The organism is Bradyrhizobium sp. LTSP885, from assembly GCF_000938305.1.
Lineage (GTDB): Bacteria > Pseudomonadota > Alphaproteobacteria > Rhizobiales > Xanthobacteraceae > Bradyrhizobium.
Genome location: NZ_JYMT01000007.1, coordinates 1 through 20,725, shown reverse-complemented (window position 1 = coordinate 20,725; position 20,725 = coordinate 1). Strand labels below are relative to the sequence as shown.

At 64.0% G+C, this 20,725-nt stretch carries 22 protein-coding genes; 9 read left to right on the top strand and 13 right to left on the bottom strand.

What is annotated here, in order from left to right:
- The first annotated feature begins 5 nt into the window (after positions 1 to 5).
- Positions 6 to 356: a flagellar motor switch protein FliN gene (gene fliN / locus UP09_RS06030; protein WP_044537165.1), complete on the top strand. Its 351-nt coding sequence runs from the start codon at positions 6 to 8 to the stop codon at positions 354 to 356.
- 54 nt (positions 357 to 410) lie between these two features.
- On the top strand, positions 411 to 1,796 hold the full coding sequence (gene flbD, locus UP09_RS06025) for a sigma-54-dependent transcriptional regulator FlbD (RefSeq protein ID WP_044537164.1): 1,386 nt from the start codon (positions 411 to 413) through the stop codon (positions 1,794 to 1,796).
- Positions 1,797 to 1,835: 39 nt separating this feature from the next.
- Here flbD and UP09_RS38055 read toward each other — a convergent pair whose 3' ends face one another.
- Entirely contained in the window at positions 1,836 to 1,991 is a 156-nt protein-coding gene (locus UP09_RS38055) for a hypothetical protein (RefSeq protein WP_044537163.1), read from the bottom strand.
- A gap of 155 nt (positions 1,992 to 2,146) precedes the next feature.
- Here UP09_RS38055 and UP09_RS06015 point away from each other — a divergent pair, with 155 nt between their 5' ends.
- Positions 2,147 to 2,527, top strand: coding sequence for a hypothetical protein (locus tag UP09_RS06015; protein ID WP_044537162.1), 381 nt, complete (start codon positions 2,147 to 2,149; stop codon positions 2,525 to 2,527).
- A 103-nt stretch (positions 2,528 to 2,630) separates the two neighbouring features.
- Here UP09_RS06015 and UP09_RS06010 read toward each other — a convergent pair whose 3' ends face one another.
- The 8 genes from UP09_RS06010 to UP09_RS05975 all read right to left on the bottom strand — a co-directional run bounded on the left by UP09_RS06010 (position 2,631) and on the right by UP09_RS05975 (position 11,811).
- On the bottom strand, positions 2,631 to 4,691 hold the full coding sequence (locus UP09_RS06010) for a putative bifunctional diguanylate cyclase/phosphodiesterase (protein WP_156164474.1): 2,061 nt from the start codon (positions 4,689 to 4,691) through the stop codon (positions 2,631 to 2,633).
- A gap of 328 nt (positions 4,692 to 5,019) precedes the next feature.
- Positions 5,020 to 5,610 carry a flavin reductase family protein gene (locus UP09_RS06005; protein ID WP_044537160.1) on the bottom strand — a complete coding sequence of 197 codons (591 nt, stop codon included), beginning with the start codon at positions 5,608 to 5,610 and terminating at the stop codon, positions 5,020 to 5,022.
- Positions 5,611 to 5,617: 7 nt separating this feature from the next.
- Complete coding sequence (locus tag UP09_RS06000; protein ID WP_044537159.1) at positions 5,618 to 6,463, bottom strand: ATP-binding cassette domain-containing protein; 846 nt, start codon at positions 6,461 to 6,463, stop codon at positions 5,618 to 5,620.
- Positions 6,464 to 6,471: 8 nt separating this feature from the next.
- Positions 6,472 to 7,278, bottom strand: a complete 807-nt coding sequence (gene ssuC / locus UP09_RS05995; RefSeq protein WP_044537158.1) for an aliphatic sulfonate ABC transporter permease SsuC — start codon at positions 7,276 to 7,278, stop codon at positions 6,472 to 6,474.
- A complete protein-coding gene (gene ssuD, locus UP09_RS05990; RefSeq protein ID WP_044537157.1) occupies positions 7,275 to 8,456 on the bottom strand; it encodes an FMNH2-dependent alkanesulfonate monooxygenase in 1,182 nt (393 codons plus the stop codon). The genes ssuC and ssuD overlap by 4 nt, the downstream gene beginning before the upstream one ends.
- Positions 8,438 to 9,391, bottom strand: a complete 954-nt coding sequence (locus tag UP09_RS05985; RefSeq protein ID WP_044537156.1) for a sulfonate ABC transporter substrate-binding protein — start codon at positions 9,389 to 9,391, stop codon at positions 8,438 to 8,440. Before UP09_RS05985 ends, ssuD begins: the two co-directional genes overlap by 19 nt.
- 26 nt (positions 9,392 to 9,417) lie before the next feature.
- A complete protein-coding gene (locus UP09_RS05980) occupies positions 9,418 to 10,368 on the bottom strand; it encodes a sulfonate ABC transporter substrate-binding protein (protein WP_044537173.1) in 951 nt (316 codons plus the stop codon).
- Positions 10,369 to 10,605: 237 nt separating this feature from the next.
- Positions 10,606 to 11,811: an LLM class flavin-dependent oxidoreductase gene (locus tag UP09_RS05975; RefSeq protein WP_044537155.1), complete on the bottom strand. Its 1,206-nt coding sequence runs from the start codon at positions 11,809 to 11,811 to the stop codon at positions 10,606 to 10,608.
- 223 nt (positions 11,812 to 12,034) lie between these two features.
- On the opposite strand from UP09_RS05975, the gene UP09_RS05970 reads away from it, so the two are divergent.
- Positions 12,035 to 13,144 (top strand): ATP-dependent DNA helicase, encoded by a 1,110-nt coding sequence (locus UP09_RS05970; RefSeq protein WP_044537154.1) that lies wholly within the window; start codon positions 12,035 to 12,037, stop codon positions 13,142 to 13,144.
- 113 nt (positions 13,145 to 13,257) lie between these two features.
- Here UP09_RS05970 and UP09_RS05965 read toward each other — a convergent pair whose 3' ends face one another.
- Entirely contained in the window at positions 13,258 to 14,994 is a 1,737-nt protein-coding gene (locus tag UP09_RS05965) for a caspase family protein (RefSeq protein ID WP_044537153.1), read from the bottom strand.
- Positions 14,995 to 15,272: 278 nt separating this feature from the next.
- Between UP09_RS05965 and msrA the strand changes: the two genes are divergently transcribed.
- The 5 genes from msrA (at position 15,273) to UP09_RS05940 (ending at position 17,977) form a co-directional block, all read left to right on the top strand.
- Positions 15,273 to 15,989 carry a peptide-methionine (S)-S-oxide reductase MsrA gene (gene msrA / locus UP09_RS05960; RefSeq protein WP_082070005.1) on the top strand — a complete coding sequence of 239 codons (717 nt, stop codon included), beginning with the start codon at positions 15,273 to 15,275 and terminating at the stop codon, positions 15,987 to 15,989.
- A gap of 114 nt (positions 15,990 to 16,103) precedes the next feature.
- Positions 16,104 to 16,514, top strand: coding sequence for a peptide-methionine (R)-S-oxide reductase MsrB (msrB, locus tag UP09_RS05955; protein ID WP_044537152.1), 411 nt, complete (start codon positions 16,104 to 16,106; stop codon positions 16,512 to 16,514).
- Positions 16,515 to 16,679: 165 nt separating this feature from the next.
- Positions 16,680 to 17,057: a hypothetical protein gene (locus UP09_RS05950; RefSeq protein WP_044537151.1), complete on the top strand. Its 378-nt coding sequence runs from the start codon at positions 16,680 to 16,682 to the stop codon at positions 17,055 to 17,057.
- Positions 17,058 to 17,294: 237 nt separating this feature from the next.
- Positions 17,295 to 17,459 (top strand): DUF3309 family protein, encoded by a 165-nt coding sequence (locus tag UP09_RS05945; RefSeq protein WP_082070006.1) that lies wholly within the window; start codon positions 17,295 to 17,297, stop codon positions 17,457 to 17,459.
- A 224-nt stretch (positions 17,460 to 17,683) separates the two neighbouring features.
- Entirely contained in the window at positions 17,684 to 17,977 is a 294-nt protein-coding gene (locus UP09_RS05940) for a hypothetical protein (RefSeq protein WP_044537149.1), read from the top strand.
- A 154-nt stretch (positions 17,978 to 18,131) separates the two neighbouring features.
- Here the strand turns inward: UP09_RS05940 and UP09_RS05935 are convergent, their stop codons facing one another.
- The 3 genes from UP09_RS05935 to UP09_RS05925 all read right to left on the bottom strand — a co-directional run.
- On the bottom strand, positions 18,132 to 18,668 hold the full coding sequence (locus UP09_RS05935) for a DUF4112 domain-containing protein (RefSeq protein ID WP_044537148.1): 537 nt from the start codon (positions 18,666 to 18,668) through the stop codon (positions 18,132 to 18,134).
- Positions 18,669 to 18,949: 281 nt separating this feature from the next.
- Positions 18,950 to 19,378, bottom strand: a complete 429-nt coding sequence (locus UP09_RS05930; RefSeq protein ID WP_044537147.1) for a DUF5413 family protein — start codon at positions 19,376 to 19,378, stop codon at positions 18,950 to 18,952.
- Between the two features lie 289 nt (positions 19,379 to 19,667).
- Positions 19,668 to 20,725, bottom strand: a 1,058-nt coding sequence (locus tag UP09_RS05925; RefSeq protein WP_044537146.1) for a hypothetical protein, incomplete at its 5' end; no start/stop codon positions are given.

The following is a 20,725-nucleotide window of genomic DNA, read 5'->3' as shown; positions in this document are numbered from 1 at the left end:
GAACCATGAGCGACACCGACACACACGTCCCGCTTCCCGATCTCAACTCGGCCGATACGCCTGCCATCGACGATGTCGGTTACAACGAAGATGAAAATGCGGCCCGCATCGCCGCCGATCTCGAGGCGGTGTTCGACGTGCCGGTGCAGGTGTCGGCCGTGCTCGGCCGCTCCAAGATGGACGTCGGCGACCTTCTCAAGCTCGGGCCGGGCACGGTGCTCGAACTCGACCGCCGGGTCGGCGAAGCGATCGACATCTATGTCAACAACCGGCTGGTGGCGCGTGGCGAAGTGGTGCTGGTCGAAGACAAGCTCGGCGTGACCATGACCGAAATCATCAAGGCGGACCGCTCTTAAACAATCCAACGCGTGCGCGCGGGACCTGCGCGACCAGACGAACAGGAGACTATCATGCGGCTTCTCATCGTTGGCACCCTGAAGGGCCAACTCACGACCGCCACCAAGATCGCGATGGACAACGGCGCGTCCGTGACCCACGTCGAGGCTGCCGAACAGGCGATGGGTGTGCTGCGCGGCGGCAAGGGCGCCGACCTGCTGCTGGTCGATGTCGCCCTCGACATCCGCGACCTCGTGATGCGGCTCGAAGCCGAGCACATCCACGTGCCGATCGTCGCCTGCGGCATCTCCAACGATACCCGCGCCGCGGTGGCTGCGATCCACGCCGGCGCCAAGGAATACATCCCGCTGCCGCCCGACCCCGAATTGATCGCAGCCGTGCTCGCCGCGGTCGCCAACGACGCGCGCGACCTCGTCTATCGCGATGAGGCGATGGCCAAGGTGATCAAGCTCGCGCAGCAGATCGCGGGCTCGGATGCTTCGGTGATGATCACCGGCGAGTCCGGCACCGGCAAGGAGGTGCTGGCGCGCTACGTCCATTCCCGCTCGGGCCGCGCCAAGCGGCCGTTCATCTCGATCAATTGCGCGGCGATCCCGGAGCACCTCCTGGAATCCGAATTGTTCGGCCATGAGAAGGGCGCCTTCACCGGCGCGATCGCGCGCCGCATCGGCAAGTTCGAGGAGGCGACCGGCGGCACGCTGCTGCTCGACGAAATCTCCGAAATGGACGTCCGCCTGCAATCCAAGCTGCTGCGCGCGATCCAGGAGCGCGTGATCGATCGCGTCGGCGGCACCAAGCCGGTCGCCGTCGACATCCGCATCATCGCGACCTCGAACCGCAACCTCACCGACGCCGTGCGCGAAGGCAAGTTTCGCGAGGACCTGCTGTTCCGTCTTAACGTCGTCAATTTGAAGATCCCGCCGCTGCGCGACCGCCCGGCCGATATCCTCGAGCTGGCACAGCACTTCGCCAAGAAATATGCCGAGGCCAACGGCGTGCCGGTGCGCCCGATCTCGGCGGACGCGCGGCGCGTCCTGACCGCAAACCGCTGGCAGGGCAACGTCCGCGAACTGGAAAACACCATCCACCGCTCGGTCCTGATGGCGCAAGGTGACGAGATCGGCGCCGACGCGATCCTGACGCCCGATGGTGACCGCCTCGATCTCACCAAGACCGCACCGGCGGTCGCGCACGCCACTTTCGCCGCCGAGCAGGTCACCCGCGCGCTGGTCGGCCGCACCGTCGCCGGCGTCGAACGCGACCTGATCCTGGAGACGCTGAAGCACTGCCTCGGCAACCGCACCCATGCCGCCAACATCCTCGGCATCTCGATCCGCACGCTGCGCAACAAGCTGAACGAATATGCCGACGGCGGCATTCCGATCACTCCGGCCGGCAATGGCGCGGGCGACTATCAGCGGCTGGCGACGGCGGGCTAAGCAACATAACCGCAGGGCCATCCGCGCGATGGCCCTGCATCACGAATAGCTCGGCGCATCCGGCCTGCGAAAGATGTGGATGGGATCGCCAGGCACGAGTTCGCGCCCGGTGAATGCCGCATAGGCATACAGCGCGAGATAGCCGACCGCGAGCGCGCCGACGAGATAGAACAGCCAGGCTCCCGCGCGCTTCATCGAACCGTCACGCCTCCGAAATGTTTTCGGCTTTTAGTCCGCCGCGCAGCAAAGCGCCACGGGCAACATGCCAGCCTCTGATCCCTTGAATCTCGAGGCCAGTTGCCTTACACAATCTCCTATTGTGGATTTATTTTTGACAACTGGAGAGTTACATGGCCATTTACGCGCAGAGCAGCGGCCCGCATGCGACGAATTCAAGTTCATGGACGCCCATTCCAGGCCTCGCCCTGACGCTCCCCGAAGGGATCGGCACCACCGCGATCGTCATCCTCGACGTTCCCAATCCGTTTGCCCAGGGCAACAACTTCCCGGGCGGCAATTTCGGCATCACCATCAACGGCACGCCGTCGTCGGTCGTGGCGGTCTTTACCTACAACGAGCAGGTCCCGCAAAGCACCGGCCGGATTCCGACGACGCTGGTCGTCGGCGTGCCACTCGGCAACAAGCCCCAGGCAATTGTCGGCGTCTGGTCGGGCATCCGCGGCAGCACCGTGAACATCGATACACCCGCGACGCTCACCGCGCTTCTCTGATCAGACGTTCTCAAGCAATGGCCCGTTCCGACAAAGCCGGAACGGGACTTTTGACTCTTGCTTCGACGTATTTTTCTGACGTGAAGCGCCCTAAAGCGTAGCCTTAGAGGCTAGCCCGTTTCGGCTCTATCCGGCACGCCTCGCGCTCGATGCTGGCCGCCACCAGCGGCGCCTCATCGGCGGCGATCGGCGGGGAAAAGACGAAGCCCTGCACCAAGTCGCAATCGAGCCCGCCGAGCAAGTCCAGTTCGGCCGGCAGTTCGGCCCCCTCCGCCACCACCTTCATGCCGAGCCCATGCGACAAAGCGATGATGCCGCCGAGCAGTTTGCGCTTCTCCGGCACGGTGGAAATGCCATCCACGAAGGCCCGGTCCACCTTCAACGAGTGGAAGGGAAGGCGCGTCAGATAGCCGAGCGAGGAATAGCCCGAACCAAAATCGTCCAGCGCCAGCCGGACGCCCAGACCAGAGAGGGCCGTCAGCGTGCGACTGATCCGCTGCTCGGTGTGATCCACGAACAGGCTTTCGGTAAGCTCCAGGCAGAGCAGCTCCGCCGGAAAGCCGGTCTCCGCCAGCACGGCCGAGACTGCCGTCTCGAAATCCCCACTCCAGATCTGTGCCGGCGAGACATTGACCGAGACGGAGCGCCGCGGCAGTCCGGCATCCAGCCAGGCACGGCCCTGTCGGCAGGCCTCGCGCAGCACCCACAGGCCGAGATCGACGATCAGCCCGGAGCTCTCGGCGATCGGGATGAACTCCGCCGGTGAGATCGGCCCGCGCTCGGGATGGGTCCAGCGCAGCAGCGCCTCGAAGCCGGTGACGCGGCCGGTCCTCAGGTCCACCTGCGGCTGGTAATGGGCCTGGAGGGCGCCGGTCTCCACGGCATGGCGCAGATGCCGGGCGAGATCGAGCCTTTGATCGACCGCCCGGGCATAGACCGGCTCGAACAGTTGCGCCCGGCCGCGCCCGGCCTCCTTGGCCATGTAGAGCGCGAGGTCCGCGTTGCGCACGGCGGTCTCCGCCGTTGCCCCATGCTCCGGCAGGCGCGCGATGCCGATGGTGGCGCCGACGAAGGCCTCGCCCTCGGTGAGATCGACGGGGCCGGACAGCCTGCCGATGAGCCGATCGGCAAGCCCGGTCAGCGCGGCGTCGGATGTGTCGCATCCCTCCGCCAGCACGGCGAATTCGTCGCCGCCGAGCCGGGCGATGAAGGCACGCGGCCCCAGGTCCTGTCGCAGCGCAGTCGCCACCCGGATCAGCAATTCGTCGCCGGCGGCGTGGCCGAGGGAATCGTTGACCTCCTTGAAGCGATCGAGGTCGATGAGCAGCAGGGCTGCGCCCCGGCCTTCCAGGCTGCAGACTTCGATCAGGGCGGCGAGCTGGCGCTTGAACAGCGCGCGATTGGCAAGGCCGGTCAAAGGATCGCTGTAGGCGAGCTGCTCGAGTTGGCGCTCAGCCTCCTTGAGCTGGGTGATGTCGCTGGAGGTGCCGCGATAGCCGAGAAAGGCGCCATCATCAGCGAAGATGGGCTTGCCGCTGGTGGAGATACTGATGCGCGACCCGTCCTGGCCGATCAGCGTATAGGTGAAGTCGCGAAAAGGGCGATGGGCCTCCATGTCGGCCCGGAGCCGTGCCATGCCCTCCTCGTCCTCGGGCGCATAAGCCAGCTCCCAGCGCGCCTTCCCGCCAGCGGCCACTGTCTGGAACGCCGCATTGCCGGGAAGCGACTTGGGATAGGGCAGCATCCGATGGGCGGCGTCGCTCTCCCAGCACCAGTCCGAGGCGGTGCTGACAAAATCGGCCAGCCGCTGCTCGCTCTCCGCCAGGCGCCGCAATGCGGAGGTCTCCTCCGTGACGTCGCGGACAATGCCGGAAACGCGCCGGACCTGACCGAGCGCGTCGAATTCCGGCTCGCCATGCACCACGCAGTCGAGCAGGCTACCATCGGACCTGCGAAGCCTCGCCTGCACCGCATAGGGCTGCCCCTCCGCCCAGCACGCCGCGTAATGCGCCTCCAAAATCCTGCGGCTTTCAGGCACGTAGCGCCTGCTCGCTGTGACGATGGGGATCAAGCCATCGACCGTCTCGAATTCGTAGAAAGCAGCGAGCTCAGGCGATATCCAGAAATCGGTCGCGGCGGCGCTCTGCGACTCCCAGTAGCCCATGCGGGCCATTCTGATAGCGGACCGCAGCGACCGTTCCTCATGCCAGCGGCGACGCGCCACCCCCATGGGGGCCTGCCCTTGCGACAATCTGCGAGCGGTCATCAGTCCCCGACCAAAACGCCAACGTACAATCACCCAGCCAACCATTAGCATAGCGAGCGATAACGTTGGAGCAACGCCGGTTACAATCTGAGGTTCGTCCGCAGATTTGGTGTAGTTTCGGTGAATTCGGCCGACACCAAGTATTAAGACTTCAAATCCAAGCAGCGTTTAACAACGCCAAGCTGCGCACTGGACGTATTTCGGGGACGCAACCAGAGCGGGAAGTCTAGCGCAGCCCCCGGGCATGGACGTGACGGGACGGCAGGCTGACCTCGGCCAGCTTGAGCTGGTCCTCTTCCCGGTCGATCGCGACATATTCGCCGTGCCAATATGCCAGCGCAGCGGTTCGCTGCGAGGCCACCACATCGAGCACGCGACCGATCACGATCGCGTGCGAATGCCGTTCGATCACTTCCTCTACCTCGCAGTCGATCGCCGTCAGCGCTCCGACCAGAAGTGGCACGCCTGAAGCGCGCGTCGTCCATTCAGCGCCGGCGAACCGGTCGGCACCCTTCAGGCCACCCTTGCCGGTGAAGCGTTCGGCGACATCGAGCTGGTCCGCCGTCAGGATATTCACGCCGAACACGCCATGGCGCTTGATCAGCTGATATGACGACGCCGCGCGGTTGATGCTGACGATCAGCGATGGCGGATCGACCGACAATGACGACACCGAGGTCACCGTCATCCCGGAAATGTCGTCGCCGCGGCCGGCCGTGATGATGCTGACGCCACCGGTCAGATGGCGCATCGCGCCGCGAAAATCTTCGGCGGAGACGGCCTGGGCGATGGAGAGGTTGCGGACGGCGGTGTTCATGACGGCCTCACAGATCAGACGTATCTTCGCTGCCTTCGAGCAGGTGCTTCAGGATCGCGCCTTCCAGCGCGGCGAGTTCCGCCGAGCCGCGCCGGCGTGGCCGTGGCAGGTCAATGGTGACATCCTGGGCGATGCGGCCGTCCTCGATAACCAGTACGCGGTCGGCGAGCGCGACCGCCTCGGCGACGTCATGCGTCACCAGGATCGCCGTAAATCCCTGGTCGCGCCAGACGCGCTCGAGCAATGCCTGCATCGAGATCCGCGTCAGCGCGTCGAGCGCGCCGAGCGGCTCGTCGAATGCCAGCGTCCGCGGCTGGCTGACCAGCGCACGCGCCAGCGCCACGCGCTGCTTTTGGCCGCCCGAGAGCACCGCGGGCCACTGCCCGCGCTTGTCGTCGAGACCGACCTCGACCAGCGCATGCTCGGCACGCGCCTGGGCATCCGCGGATTTGCGTTCACGACCGAGGCCAACCTCGACATTGGACAGCACCCGCGCCCACGGCAACAGCCGCGGCTCCTGGAACATGACGCGGAGATCCTGGGCGCGAGGCGTCTCGCTGAAGGAAATGCTGCCGGCGGTCGGCGTCTCGAGGCCCGCGATCAGGCGCAGCAGCGTGCTCTTGCCGCAGCCGCTGCGGCCGACGATGGCAACGAACTGGCCGGCCGGAATGTGCAGGTCGATGCCGCGCAGCACCTCATTGTCGCCGAACGACTTGCGCAAGCCGCGGATGGTCAGCGACAACCCGCGCGTCGCGCCTTCCGACGCACGCCGCAATTGCCGCGCTTGCGGGATGATATCGGCACGGTCGACCGGCTCGGCGTCCACGGACTGAAAACGAAGCGCCTCTTGCATTCTCATTCTCACTTCTTCTGGAAGGCGGGATGCCAGGACAAGGTTAGCCGCTCCAACGCGCGCGAAGCGCTGTCGGCGAGCTTGCCCAGCAAGGCGTAAATCAGGATCGAGAGCACGACGACGTCGATTAGCATGAATTCGCGCGCCTGCATCGCCATGTAGCCGAGACCGGACGAAGCCGCGATGGTCTCGGCGACGATCAGCGTCAGCCACATGATGCCGAGCGCGAAGCGCAGGCCGACGAAGATCGACGGCAGCGCGCCGGGGAAAATCACCCGGCGGAACAACTCGCCGTCGGTCATGCCGTAGATGCGCCCCATCTCGATCAGCTGTGGATCGACGGTGCGGATGCCATGCAGCGTGTTCAGATAGATCGGGAAGAACACGCCGAGCGCGACCAGAAACAGTTTTGCCGACTCGTCGATGCCGAACCACAGGATGACGAGCGGGATCAGCGCCAGATGCGGGATGTTGCGCACCATCTGCAGCGTGGTGTCGGTGAGCTTGGCCGACAGCTGCGACAGGCCGTTGGCCAGACCGAACGCGAAGCCGATGCTGCCACCGATCAGGAAGCCGATGCTGGCGCGCCAGAAACTGACCCAGATGTTGCGGATCAGCTCGCCTGACAGCAGCAGCTTCCAGCCGGCCAGCGCGACGTCGCTGGGCGCCGGCAGCACGCGCCCGGGCACGAAGCCGGTGACGCTGGCGAGTTGCCAGACCAGGATGATCGCGAACGGCACGATCCACGGGATCAGGCCGTCGACCCTTGGCAATTTCGGTGCATTGAGACGCGGAAGACTGTCGATGAGACTCATGATTGCGATGCCTGTTTCTGCGGCCGATATTCGTTGCCGATGGTCTCGCCGAACGGCCCGGTGTTGACGCGGATCGGCGTCACGTTGTTGCCGTGCCCGAGCGACAGCAGCGGGAACACCAGTTCGGCGAAGCGATAGGCTTCCTCGAGATGCGGGTAGCCGGACATGATGAAGGTATCGACGCCGATCTCCTGATACTCCTTGATCCGGGCTGCGACCGTCTCGGGATCGCCGACCAGCGCGGTGCCTGCGCCGCCGCGCACCAGGCCGACGCCGGCCCACAGGTTCGGGCTGATCTCGAGTTGGTCTCTGCGGCCGCCGTGCAGTTGCGCCATACGCTGCTGGCCGACCGAGTCCATCCGCGAGAAAATCTTTTGCGCCGCCGCCACCGTGTCGTCGGTGACGTGCTGGATCAGTTCGTCGGCAGCCTTCCAGGCCTCCGCGTTGGTCTCGCGCACGATGACGTGCAGGCGGATGCCGAACGACAGCTTGCGGCCGCGCTGCTCGGCGATCGCCCTGACCCGCGCAACCTTCTCGGCGACCTGCGCCGGCGGCTCGCCCCAGGTCAAATATTTGTCGACGGTGTCGACCGCGACGTCGATGCCGGCGTCCGACGAGCCGCCGAAATACAGCGGCGGCCGCGGCGATTGCACCGGATGGAACAGCAGGCGGCCATCCTCGATCTGGATGTGCTTGCCCTCGACATTGACGGTCTTGCCCGCGAGCAGATCGCTGTAGACGTTGAGGAACTCGCGGGTCACCGCGTAGCGCTCGTCATGGCCTAAGAAGATGCCGTCGCCCTTGTTCTCGACGGGATCGCCGCCGGTGACGACATTGATCAAGAGGCGACCGTTCGAGACCCGGTCCAGCGTCGCGGTCATGCGTGCGGCGACGGCGGGCGACTGCAGCCCGGGCCTCACCGCAACCAGATAGCGCAGGCGCTCGGTCCAGGGCGCGACGGCCGAAGCCACCACCCAGGAATCCTCGCAGCTACGACCGGTCGGCAGCAGCACGCCGTAATAGCCGAGCTGGTCGGCGGCCTGCGCGATCTGGCGCAGATAGTTGAAGTTGACCTCACGGCCGCCGATCGATGTGCCGAGATAGCGGCTGTCGCCGTGGGTCGGCAGGAACCAGAGGATATTGGCGTTGGTTGCGGTGCTCACGTTCCCGGCCTCCATGCGACGTCAGAAATCTTGATCTGTTTGGGGATCAGGCCGAGGGCGAAGAACGCATCGGCGACCTGCTGCTGATCGGCGATAACAGCATCGGTGACCGGCTTGATGCCGTAGGCCTGGCGCTTCAGCGCGACCTCCACCACCGGCACCGACAGGCCGATGGTCGGCGCGAGTTGCTCGGCCACCGCGTGGATGTCGCGCTTGGCCCAGTCGTCGACCTCGCTCAACTGCGCCAGCACGAGATCGACGATCTTCGGATCGCTCTGCAGGAACGCCTTCGAGGAGAAATAGAACTGATAGTTCGAGACGACGCCAGTTCCGTCAGCCAGCGTGCGCGCGCCGGTGGCCGCTTCCGCTGCGGCCTGGAACGGATCCCAGATCACCCAGGCATCGACCGCGCCGCGCTCGAACGCTGCGCGGGCATCGGCAGGCGCGAGATAGGCGACCTCGACATCGGAATATTTGACGCCGGCCTTCTCCAGCGCCTTCACCAGGAGATAGTGGACGTTGGAGCCCTTGTTGAGCGCGACCTTCTTGCCCTTCAGCTCGGCGACCGACTTGATCGGGCTGTCCTTCGGCACCAGGATCGCCTCGCCCTTCGGCGCCGGCGGCTCATAGGCGACATACTGGATCGGCGCACCGGCGGCCTGCGCGAAGATCGGCGGCGCTTCGCCGGTGTTGCCGAAATCGATCGCGCCGACATTGAGCGCCTCGAGCAGCGGCGGCCCGGACGGAAACTCGGTCCACACCACCTTGGTGCCGACCGCTTTCAGCTTCTCTTCGAGCGAGCCCTTGCTCTTCAGCAGCACCAGCTTTCCGTATTTCTGGAAGCCGATACGAACCACCTTGTCCTGCCCATAGGACGCGCTGACCGCGGCGGCGACGATGCTGACCGAGAGCACCGCGCTGGTGATCCAGCGTTGAATGATACGTCGCATGATGACGCCCCTTGCGTTGAATGAAATCAGGTCTGGCTGTTGCGCCAGACGATGTCGCGGACCACGACCTGCTTTGGGATCAAGCCGAGCTTGAAGAAGCGGTCGGCCACGCCCTGCTGGGTCGCGATGATGTCGGCGCTGATGGGAGCCACCGAGAAGCCGGCCCGTTTGGCCGCGATGGTCTGGATGTCGAGCGGCACGCCGGTGACTGCGGCCAGCGATTTCGCGACCTCGTCAGGATGCGCCTGCGCCCAATCAGCGGTCGCGCTCGTGACATCGACAATCTGCTGCAGCACGCGACCGTGATTGTTCGCGAAGTCGCAGTTGGCGATATAGAACGAGTTGGTCTTGGTGACCTCGCTTGTATTGACCAGAATCCGACCGTTCTGCTTGGTCTCGCCGATCGCAAAATATGGATCCCAGATCGCCCAGGCATCGATGCTCCCGTTGCCGAAGGCAGGACCGGCGTCCGGTGGCGTCAGATAGACCGGCGTGATGTCGTCATAGGTCAGTCCGGCCTTCTCCAGCGTCTGGATCACGACGTTATGCGCGCTGGACCCCTTGGTGAAACCGACGCGCTTGCCCTTGAGATCGGCGATCCCGGCGATTGCCGAATTTTGCGGCACCAGGATGCCTGACCCATTGATGATGGGCTGAGCCGCGGCATAGACGATGGCAGCGCCCGCAGCCTGGGCGAAAATTGGCGGGGAGTCGCCGACGGCGCCATAGTCGATGCTGCCGACGTTCATCGCTTCCATCAACGGCGGGCCGGAGGAGAACTCGACCCATTTCACCTCGATACCCTGCGGCTTGAAATGATTTTCCAGAATTGCCCGCTGCCGCGCGATAACCAGCACCCCATTCTTCTGGTAGCCGATACGAATCTCCTTCACCCCACCCTCGGCGCTCGCGCGCCCTGACAGCGCGGCCACGGCGGCTGAGCCGAGCGACAGTTTGAGGAACTCACGACGCTTCATTCCAAAAATCTCCTGACGATCGCGCGCGCTGCGCTGCACGATCATGCGATGCCAGGATGATGGGGGTGGCGAATGAAGCTGTCGAGGAGTGCGCAAAAATAGCGACGCCCGCACTGTCATGCGGGCAAGGTGCGTGCGGTTTGTTTCAAGGCGCCGATGGCAGGTAGCGAATTATTTTCCTCACGGAATCGCGATTTCGCTGCCAGGAATCAATCAGACGATCGATCAGGCGATCGATCAGCCGGCGGCGGCCGTTTTGGGCGCGACATTGACCGCGAGTTTACCATAGCGATCGCTGAAAGCCTGAGTGTCGATCTCCTCTAGCTGAATCGCGCCGCTGAGCACGCCCTTTTTCCAGGCATCGTGCTCGGGATCGTTCTGGAACTCCGGCATCACTTCCCGGGAGAACAGCTCAAGCGACTCGCAGATATGCTCATGGGTGTTCTTGCCGGCCTGGTTGAGCAGGATGACCTGGTCGATATGCGAGGCGCGGAAGCGCCGCAGTTTCTTGGCGATGGTCTCCGGCGAGCCGATCAGGCCGCCGCGCAGCGCGGCTTCCTGCGCTTCCGGATTCTCGCGCTTCCACTTGTTGTATTCGTCCCACATGTTGACGGTGCCGGGCGCCGGCCGCTGCCGGTTCTGTGCCTGCCCGTAATAGCGCAGCGCGAACTGGAAGAAAGTCGCACCATCGGCGCGCCTGCGGGCCTCTTCGTCCGTCTCGGCGCACATGAAGAACGAGACCAGCGCCATGTTCGGATTGATCTCGTAGTCGGCGAGCTTGTTCAACCGCTTGGTGATCGCGTTGTAATAGGCGTGCACCCAGGCGTGCGCGGCGTCCGCGCTGACGAACTGGAAGCCGAGCGCGCCAAATCCGTTTTGTCCGGCGCGTTCGATGGTCGGCAGTTGCGAGCAGGCCATCCAGAGCGGCGGATGCGGCTTCTGCACCGGCTTCGGCACGACATTGCGCAAGGGAATGTCGAAATATTTGCCGTGATGCTCGGTGCCGATTTTGGTGAACATCGGGAAGATCGCCTGCACGGCTTCCTCGAACACCTCGCGCTTGGTCTCCATGTCGCGGCCGAACGGCGTCAGCTCGGTGATCGAGGCGCTCTCGCCCATGCCGAACTCGCAGCGGCCGTTGCTCAGGAGATCGAGCACCGCGATCCGCTCGGCGACGCGCGCGGGATGGTTGGTGGTGAGCTGGAAGATGCCGTGGCCGAGCCGGATCTTCTTGGTGCGCTGGCTCGCGGCGGCAAGGAAGGATTCGGGCGCCGGCGAGTGCGAATATTCCTCGAGGAAATGATGCTCCACCACCCAGGCGTAGTCGTAGCCGAGCCGGTCGGCGGTCTCCAACTGCGTCAGCGCGTTCTGGTAAAGCCTGAGCTCGTCGCCGTCGCTCCACGGACGCGGCAATTGCAGCTCATAAAAGATGCCGAATTTCATGGCGTCGCTCCCAAGGTCGCCTGTTCCAGCTTGTTGTTGGGGTCAGTCTAGTGCCGGCACAGACCAAGTCTAGCCTTGAGGTCTAGCCTTGGCCGCGAAACTCCAATTCCGCGCAGCGGAAGTCGACTTGATTGGAGCGCGCGAATGGCTAGCTTGTGAATGTTGAGTCGCGGCGTTATCGGTCGCGCAATCTTTCCTCCGAAAGCCCCAAGACAATATTCAAGTGACCGCCTTCACGCCGCATCAGGATTCCGCGCTGAAAGCCGTTGCCGACTGGCTGAAAGCCAAACCCGGCAAAAACGGCACGCCGCCGGTGTTCCGCCTGTTCGGCTATGCCGGAACCGGCAAGACCACGCTTGCCCGCCACATCGCCGAGGACGTCGATGGCGAGGTCAAATTCGCGGCCTTCACCGGCAAAGCGGCGCTGGTGATGCGCAACAAGGGCTGCGACAGCGCTTCGACGATCCATTCGCTGATCTATCGCGCCCGCGAATCCGGCGTCGAGCAGCCGAGTTTTGAGCTCTGGGACGACGCTCCAGCATCAAAAGCGAAGCTGATCGTGATCGACGAATGCTCGATGGTCGACGCCGAGCTCGGCCGCGATTTGATGTCGTTCGACTGCCCGCTTTTGGTGCTCGGCGACCCCGCCCAACTGCCGCCGATCCAGGGCGGCGGCTTCTTCACCGATTGCGAGCCGGACGCGATGCTGACCGAAGTGCACCGTCAGGCGCAGGACGATCCGATCGTGCGGATGTCGATGGATATCCGCGAGGGCCGCGAGCTCGAGATCGGCCGCCACGGCGAAAGCGAAGTCGTCTCGCGCAAGGAGCTCGATCCGGACCGGGTGATGAGCGCCGACCAGGTGCTGGTCGGCCGCAACAACACCCGCCGCGCCTACAACATGCGGATGCGGCAGCGGCTGAAGATCGAGGATCCGCTGCCCGTCGCCGGCGACAAGCTGGTCTGCCTGCGCAACAACCGCAAGAAGGGCTTGTTCAACGGCGGGCTGTGGCGGGTCAAGGCGCGCGCGCAGTCGAAATCCAAGATCATCACCATGCGGGTGACGCCGGACGAGGACTTTGGCTACAAGGTCACGAAAGTCTCCGTGCGCGGCGAATGCTTCGACGGCGGGATCGAGGGCATCCCGTGGGAACAGCGCAAGCCCTATGACGAGTTCGACTATGGCTATGTGCTGACCGTGCACAAGTCGCAGGGCTCGCAATGGGACGATGTCGTGCTGTTCGACGAGAGCTTTGCGTTCCAGGATAGCCGCGCGAGGTGGCTGTATACGGGGATTACGCGCGCGGCGAAGCGGCTGAGCATCGTGGTGTGACGGAGTCATTCCGGGGCGTCCGAAGGACGAACCCGGAATCTCGAGATTCCGGGTTCGATGCTGCGCATCGCCCCGGAATGATGCTTTCGGATTGCTTCGCAATCCTCCAAGCGTCACTTCCCCGCAAAGTAAAAATCCTCGCGGCCCGGCGGCGAGCCGTAGGTGAAGGGCTGCTGTCCGTGTTTGGTCGCAGTCCAGACGTCGTCACGCACGATGTCGAAGAGTTTTCGCACCTCGACCTTCGGCTCCCTGATGTCGCGCGCCAGCGCGGTGGCGAACGGCGAGTTCGCGGAATCGCCGTCGAGCGCGGTCTCGCCGTGCTTGGCGGCATAGACCACCATGAACCCGGCTTCGGGCTCGATGTTGGAAAAGCCCTTGCTGACCAGCTTCAGCGCGATGGTATGCTGCATGGTCTTTTCGAACGGATTGTCGCGGCAGGCATCGAGCATCACGAGCCGCAGCTTGCGGGCACCGGAAACGGCGGCAATGACCTGCTCCAGCGCCACCGCCTGCGCATCGGCGTCGCGGTCGGCAGCGAGCCTTGCGTCGGTCGGGATCAGATAATTGACACCGCCGATTTCCATGCCGTGACCGGCATAATAGACCACCGCCCAATCCGATTTTTCGGCCTCGGCGCCAAACTCATGCAGGGCGGCAAAGAATTTGTCACGGGTCAGATCGGGCGCAAGCGTCACGGTCGCAAAACCGAGCTCGCGAAAGGTCGACGCGATCAGTCTGGCGTCGCGCGGCGGGTTGTCGAGCGGTTGCACGTTCTTGTAGGCGCCGTTGCCGACGATCAGCGCGACCTTGCGCGGCCCGGCCGGTTCCGCCGGTACCACAGCAGTCTTTCCCGGTGCGGGCTTGGGCGGCGTTACGGCGGCCGGAGGCGGCAAGACCGCCATCAGTGCGGCCAGGCGTTCCTTGGCGGTCCGGCGCGCAATCGCGGTGTCGGTATCGTCGTATTTCGTCAATGTCGCGCTTGCGGAGCGATAGTCGGAACGCGCCGCGACGAGATCCTTCCGCTTCTCGTAGAGAAGGCCGCGACCGGCGTGGGCACGAATATTGTTGGGGCTGATCTTCAGCGCCTCATTGTAGTCGTTCAGCGCGGCGTCCAGATCGCCCTTGCCGAGATTGGCATTGGCGCGGCTGGTCAGCGTGTAGACCGCCTTCGGGTTCTTGCCGAGCACCGCGTTGCAGTCGGCGAGCGCCTCGTCGAACTTTCCCATGTCGGTGTAGGTGACGCATCGGTAAGTCGGAATTTGCACGGCGTCGGGATTGAGCTTGAGCGCATCGGCGTAGTCGGCGAGCGCGGCGTCATTGTTCTTCTGCAGCCCCTCCACGCGTGCGCGGTTGTAGAGATGGATGTAGCGGATCGGGCTGTTGGCCGGGGTCAGATTGACGGCCTGGTTGAAATCGTCGAAGGCGCGTTGCAGATCGCCCTTTCGCATGAAGATCAGGCCGCGATTATTGAAGGCGCTCGCAAAATTCGGGCGCATCTGCAGGCATTGGTCGTAGTCGGCGAGCGCGTGCTCGTCGTCGCCCTTGTTGCTGTAGGCGATGCCGCGCGAATTGATGTAGCCGACATTGTCCGGATCAGCATCGTGCGCCGCGCTGTAGGCCGCGATCGCGCCGTCATAGTCGCGCTTTTTGTTCAGCGTATCGCCGCGAAACCAGAACGCGGCGGCTCTGGATTTGCCGATGATCGTCTCGTCGGCAATCACGCTTTCGCAGGCCGCCAGCCGCGCGACTGCCTCGGCCTGGGCGTTGCGGCAGGTGTCGATATCGCCGGCGGCACGGGCAGCGCCAGCCAGTGCAAGCAGGACAATCAACGAAAGGAATGCGCGCAACATCGTAAAGAGGCCCCGGGCACCTGAAATTTTGTCGCGCGTCGCAAGTCGCGGTTCACTGGAGGGGCCGGCCGGTTCCGCTCGGCAATTATACGGCATGGTCGGGCGGCTCGTCCCTTAAGGCGTTGCAGGAACGCGACTTTATTCACGAAACCGTGTCGCCTTGGCCGTAACAAAACGCCCCCTCGCCCGTATCTTGAGGCGTCGGAGCGAACCGGACCGATTGCGATTGCCGGCCCGCGCTCTAAACTAGCCCCCAAATGCGATCCCACGAGGAACCCATGTCCCGCAGCTCCCTTAGCCGCCTCACGCTCTGCGCCGCCGCGATCGGCGCGCTGGCCGTCGCCGCCTTTGCCGTTGCACCCTCGTTTGCCGCCGAGGATGCCGTGATCATCCCGCCGCCCGCGACCGACGCGCAGGAGAGCGGCATCAAAACCGTGGTCGTCGCCGGCGGCTGCTTCTGGGGTGTGCAGGGCGTGTTCCAGCACACCGCCGGAATCGTCAACGCGGTGTCCGGCTACTCCGGCGGCGCCAAGGCGACCGCCGACTATTCCATGGTCTCGACCGGCTCGACCGGCCACGCGGAGTCGGTCGAGGTCAAATACGACCCGCAGAAGATCTCCTATGGCAAGATCCTGCAGATCTTCTTTTCCGTCGTGCACGACCCGACCCAGTTGAACCGCCAGGGCCCCGATAGCGGCACGCAATATCGCTCGGCGATCTTCACCACCAGCGACGAGCAGAAGAAGGTCACGGATGCCTATATCGCCCAGCTCAACGCCGCCAAGGTCTACGGCAAGCCGATCGTCACCAAGGTCGGCGCACTTGCGGCGTTCTATCCGGCGGAGGGTTATCACCAGGACTATCTGACGCTGCACCCGACCCAACCCTATATTGCCTACAACGACATCCCGAAGGTCGAGAACCTGAAGAAGATCTTCGCGGAGAACTACATCGAGAAGCCGACGCTGGTGAGCAGCGCCAAGGTCACCAACTGAGGCAATAGCTTCCGTCATTGCGAGGAGCGAAGCGACGAAGCAATCCATCGTGCTTCCCTCACACTGGATTGCTTCGCTTCGCTCGCAATGACGATCCAACCCGGAGGAATTTCCATGTCCGACACCAAGACTGACGCCAAGGTCCGCAAGAGCGAAGCCGAGTGGCGCAAGGAACTGACGCCGATGCAATATGCGGTACTGCGGGAAAAGGCGACCGAGCGTCCCTTCACCGGCGAATATGAGCACGATCCCCGCAAGGGCACCTATGTCTGCGCCGGCTGCGGACAGACGCTGTTCGAGTCCGACGCCAAGTTCGACTCGGGCTGCGGCTGGCCGAGCTTTTCGCAGCCCGCGGCCGAGAGCAACGTCGACGAGGAGCGCGATGTCACCCATGGCATGGTCCGCACCGAGGTGCTGTGCTCGAAATGCGACGGCCATCTCGGCCACGTCTTCAACGACGGCCCAGGCCCGACCGGCCTGCGCTACTGCATCAACTCGGCATCGCTGAAGCTGAACGAGAAATAAGCTCTTCTCGTTGGACGCGTTTTCTTCACGCGAACCGGTACCCGCGCTCGAAAACGCTACGCCGACCTCGAACCCATTCTTAGCCCCGTGCGACCAAGGACCGGTCGCGCGGGGTTTTGTTTTGGCTTCACCGGTCTCTCCCGCGCGCAAACGAGGGAAGATTTGATGCCGCACATTCCAGGAAAGCTTTTGTTTGGTCTCGGCCTCGCCGGACTCATCGTGGGGAGCGTCGTGAGCGGGCCGGCCCTTGCCGCCGACAAGGTCTCCCTGTTCAAGGTCATCACCAGCAAGGACGAGGTCGTGATCGGCCTCACGGACGCCGATCTCGCGCAGGTCGAGGGCCAGAATGCCGGCGGGCTGGCAAAAATGCTGGTCGCCAAGGGCTCGATCAGCGTCTGGCAATACGCCGTGCACAAATCCGCCTCCGGCGATCTCGAAGAGGCTCCACTGCACAGAATAGGCCTGATCGCCAGCGACTCGCTGCGCGTCGAGCCCTATCCGACACCGCTCAAGGTGCTGCCGATCGACGAGAGCAAGAAATAGCGAAGGCATCGTCATTCCGGGGCGATGCGCAGCATCGAACCCGGAATCTCGAGATTCCCCGGTGCGCAATTGCGCACCTGAGGTCTGGTCCTCTGGACCATCCCGGAATGACGACGCGCGCATAACCAGGAATGACGACGAAGTTATCGGCCACCAGGCCAAAATGTGCTTTGCTCTCCCTTGCGGGGCCGTCGGCGTCTCGCCGTGCGGCTGCCGCCCTTTTTCGAGGAGGGCACCATGTCGCTTGGACTGATCCTCATCATCCTCCTGCTGATTATTCTGCTTGGCGGCGCCAGCGGCCGGATCCGCGGCTATGGCTACGGCCTCGGCCATTCCGGAACCGGGCTGATCGGGGTAATTTTGGTCGTGGTTTTGGTCATGGTCCTGCTGGGTAAGCTGTAATCGCCATAAATATTTGAAATAAAACAACTTATTCAATCTGTTCCGCTGCTATGCGCGGATTCATCATGTGCCTTGCCCTGACGGTTCTGGGGTCGCATTTTTGTCAAAGAAGCCTATATTAGCCTCTGAATGATGTGTGCGGCGCGCCGCCGGTAGCGGCCCACCGTCCCCCAAAAAATCAATTCGATAGCTCCAGCCGTCACGAAGATAAGAGGTCGTCGACAATGCGTCCCTTGCGTCCGTTCAACTACAACACCTCCGCCGAACTGTTTCCCGCCGCGATCCGCAAGAAGAAGCGGGCCGGGTTCGCCTATCGCCGTTTCGGTACCGCCGCCGAAGCCGTGCTGTTCGCGATGGAGCAATTGCCTGCGGACTCGCTGAACGGCGCCTATCTGCAGGTCGAGGAAGCGCGCTTCGACCAGAACGGCATCCGCTCGCTGTACGAGAGCGAGTCCTTTCCGCTGCAGCGCCATCCGCGCCCGGTTCAGGCCCAGCAGACCGACGCTGACGCCGCCTAAGCCTTTCTTTCTCTCTTCCCAACGAAAAGCCCTCGGACGTGTCCGGGGGCTTTTGTTTGAGTCGTGCACATTTGCGCATGATCTCCGCGCAAACGCGTCCCGCGTTTGTCGCGAGGGAAAACCGCTTCACACTTTTCCGGATCATACGCGTGCGCTACAGGCGCGGCTGCCTGTCGAGCCATCGCCGCAACAGCCGCACGTTGCGGATGTTGGCGCGGAACATGACGTCGAAGGCATCGCCCACGACCGGCACGATGCCGACCACGCCGTCGACGGCGACATTGGCGAGCATCCGCGCGGTAATGTGCCAGGGCGCACCGAGCGCGCGGGCCTCGCGCACCAGCCACAACGAGATCGCGGTCGTGATGATGTCGCCGACAATGGGGATCAGGCCGATCAGCCCGTCGATGCCGTAGCGGATGTTGGTGCCAGGCAGCACGAAGGCGACGTCGAGCAGTTTTGCGATCGCCTCCAGCCGCGCCAGCCGCTGCTCGCGCGTCAGATTGCCGAACGGATTGGCGGCGGAGTTGCGGAAGTCGAAGTGAAAGCTCTCGAACTGCGGACGCGGCCCGGCATCCGGGATTTCGTGCCCGTCCTGGTCGATGATCTTGCCGCGCGCCTGCGCCCCGCCGAACGGCGGCCGCGATCGCGCAGCATTCGACGTGAAGATGTCGTTCTCGGGCATGGCCATCACATGGTAACGCCAGTGGGCGGTTCAAGTTGCGTTACATTACCACTGTGTCATCTCTTGCAACTGTCGTCCCTGCGAAGCAGGGACCCATAACCACAGGGTAGCGTTGTTGAAGCGAGCTGTGGCCTCTGCATTGCGCAACAATGACTATCGGCGGTTATGGGTCCCGGGTCGCGCTTCGCTTGCCCGGGACGACGTGGGGTTGGTTTCAGATTCGATTGCCAAGATGTGCGTTCGCATTTAAACGCGCGGCCAACCGGCCTCAGCGCAAACCCGCCACCTCAATGCTGCGCCGACGTCGCCGGCTGCGGCTCTTCGGCATATTTGTGCGCCACCCACGACGAGATCAGGCCCGGCACCAGGCCGACCACCCCGTAGAGGACAAACTGCGCTGCGCCGCTCTCGGAGCCATGAGAGGCATAGGTGAATGCTGCGGCGAAGAACGCCACCACGCCGACGATCAGCATCCGCACCACAGGCGAGATCCGCCTGACATGCATCAGGATGTCGTCGATCGCGCCGAACATCATCGCCGGCACGATGCCGAACAGATAATTGTATTGCAGCGACTTCGCGAACACCGTGAACAGTTTTGCGACCTCGCCGCCCTGGGTCTCGGTCCAATAGCCGGACTGATAGGTCGTCGCGAGCAGCAGCAGGAAGCCGCCGATGAACGGCCCGATGGCTGCGAAGATCAGATAGCGTTTCATGGCGCGTCCCTGGAACGTAGACATTCAGTCTAACGCAGTCTGGCAGCGGTTCTACGGGAAATTCGATGAAGATCGAAACGTTCCTCGCTGTCATGCCCCGCTTCAAGCGGGGCATCCAGTACGCTGCGGCCGATCGGTAAACGTCCGGCGCCTCTGGAATACTGTCGCCCGGTCCCGTCTACGCCAAGGCTTCGACGTGGCAGTCGGTCTCAGGCGCGCCGGAGCTTAGCGACGGCGGCAAGCCGGACGATGACAGGCTGAGCAAGAGGTAAGAGCGAATGCTCTCCCTCTACTCGCCCCACGCCGCGAACGCGTCGTTGAACGCGCGCTCGCCCGGGGCGCCCTTTTCGATCGCGATGATGGCGCGGCGCTGGTTGGTGTAGACCAGCGGAATGTCGAACCAGGAGCGCTCCTTCAGGAGCTGCAGATTGCGCGAGCGGTCGTTGTCGACGTTGGAGAGGCCGACCAGGAAGAAGCCGTCGGTGACCTTGACGGCAAGACCGGCCAGCGGCGTGCCGCGGGCCTGCTCGTTGGACTTCATCAGGATGCCCGGCACGTTGCCGACGCCGCCATTGGCGAAGTCCGGCGGCAGGATGAAGGTCAATTCCGCGGTGTGGCTTGCCGGCAGCGATGAATCGGTGTTGCGGCGGAACGACATCGTCATCTTGAACTTACGATCGGGGATGTCGATGTCGGCGCGTACGGCAATATCGGGCTTCTGGTTGCCGGACGCCTTGATCTGCTCGGTGCGCCACACCACCGAGCCGACATATTGCTTGCCCTTCGGATCGGACGGATCCTCGTCATAGAGCACGACGCGCTGCGCGACCGGGGCGACCGGCTCGCCCGACGACGAGGGCTGGCCGACGCGGTCGGCGATCTTCGGCTTGGTGGCCGGCGCAGCGGCGTCCTTCGGGGCCTCCGCCGACGGCTGCGACTTGAACAGGGCGCTGACATAGCTGACGGCCGGCTTGCCCCAGAGCATCGCGGCGCCGACCAGGATCAGCACGATGCCGACCACGATCGCGCCCTTGAACGGGAACATCGCGCCGACGCGCGCCGGCTTCTTCGGCTCGCGTTCGGCGCTGCCGATCCGCGAGCGCGGCAGCTGCGGTGTCTGCGGCGCGTAGCGCTCGGCCTCCTCGATCGACTCGTCATAGGAGTACGGCGCGTCGGGATCGGCGCCGCGGTTCTCCAGGCTGGGCTCGAGCCGGTCGAATTCCGGCGAGGGCGACGGCACGTTGGCGTAGGTCTTGCGGGCGTTGCGGGTGGCCTGCGCCGCAGCGCGGCCGAGATCGTCGGCGTCGGCCGTGATATCGCGGAAGCCGCGCACACCCGGTGCAGCCG

Coding starts and splice junctions, on each gene's coding strand:
- fliN (WP_044537165.1), top strand. CDS start 6: ATGAGCGACACCGACACACACGTCCCGCTTCCCGATCTCAACTCGGCC.
- flbD (WP_044537164.1), top strand. CDS start 411: ATGCGGCTTCTCATCGTTGGCACCCTGAAGGGCCAACTCACGACCGCC.
- UP09_RS38055 (WP_044537163.1), bottom strand. CDS start 1,991: ATGAAGCGCGCGGGAGCCTGGCTGTTCTATCTCGTCGGCGCGCTCGCG.
- UP09_RS06015 (WP_044537162.1), top strand. CDS start 2,147: ATGGCCATTTACGCGCAGAGCAGCGGCCCGCATGCGACGAATTCAAGT.
- UP09_RS06010 (WP_156164474.1), bottom strand. CDS start 4,691: ATGGGCTACTGGGAGTCGCAGAGCGCCGCCGCGACCGATTTCTGGATA.
- UP09_RS06005 (WP_044537160.1), bottom strand. CDS start 5,610: ATGAACACCGCCGTCCGCAACCTCTCCATCGCCCAGGCCGTCTCCGCC.
- UP09_RS06000 (WP_044537159.1), bottom strand. CDS start 6,463: ATGCAAGAGGCGCTTCGTTTTCAGTCCGTGGACGCCGAGCCGGTCGAC.
- ssuC (WP_044537158.1), bottom strand. CDS start 7,278: ATGAGTCTCATCGACAGTCTTCCGCGTCTCAATGCACCGAAATTGCCA.
- ssuD (WP_044537157.1), bottom strand. CDS start 8,456: ATGGAGGCCGGGAACGTGAGCACCGCAACCAACGCCAATATCCTCTGG.
- UP09_RS05985 (WP_044537156.1), bottom strand. CDS start 9,391: ATGCGACGTATCATTCAACGCTGGATCACCAGCGCGGTGCTCTCGGTC.
- UP09_RS05980 (WP_044537173.1), bottom strand. CDS start 10,368: ATGAAGCGTCGTGAGTTCCTCAAACTGTCGCTCGGCTCAGCCGCCGTG.
- UP09_RS05975 (WP_044537155.1), bottom strand. CDS start 11,811: ATGAAATTCGGCATCTTTTATGAGCTGCAATTGCCGCGTCCGTGGAGC.
- UP09_RS05965 (WP_044537153.1), bottom strand. CDS start 14,994: ATGTTGCGCGCATTCCTTTCGTTGATTGTCCTGCTTGCACTGGCTGGC.
- msrA (WP_082070005.1), top strand. CDS start 15,273: ATGTCCCGCAGCTCCCTTAGCCGCCTCACGCTCTGCGCCGCCGCGATC.
- msrB (WP_044537152.1), top strand. CDS start 16,104: ATGTCCGACACCAAGACTGACGCCAAGGTCCGCAAGAGCGAAGCCGAG.
- UP09_RS05950 (WP_044537151.1), top strand. CDS start 16,680: ATGCCGCACATTCCAGGAAAGCTTTTGTTTGGTCTCGGCCTCGCCGGA.
- UP09_RS05945 (WP_082070006.1), top strand. CDS start 17,295: ATGTCGCTTGGACTGATCCTCATCATCCTCCTGCTGATTATTCTGCTT.
- UP09_RS05940 (WP_044537149.1), top strand. CDS start 17,684: ATGCGTCCCTTGCGTCCGTTCAACTACAACACCTCCGCCGAACTGTTT.
- UP09_RS05935 (WP_044537148.1), bottom strand. CDS start 18,668: ATGGCCATGCCCGAGAACGACATCTTCACGTCGAATGCTGCGCGATCG.
- UP09_RS05930 (WP_044537147.1), bottom strand. CDS start 19,378: ATGAAACGCTATCTGATCTTCGCAGCCATCGGGCCGTTCATCGGCGGC.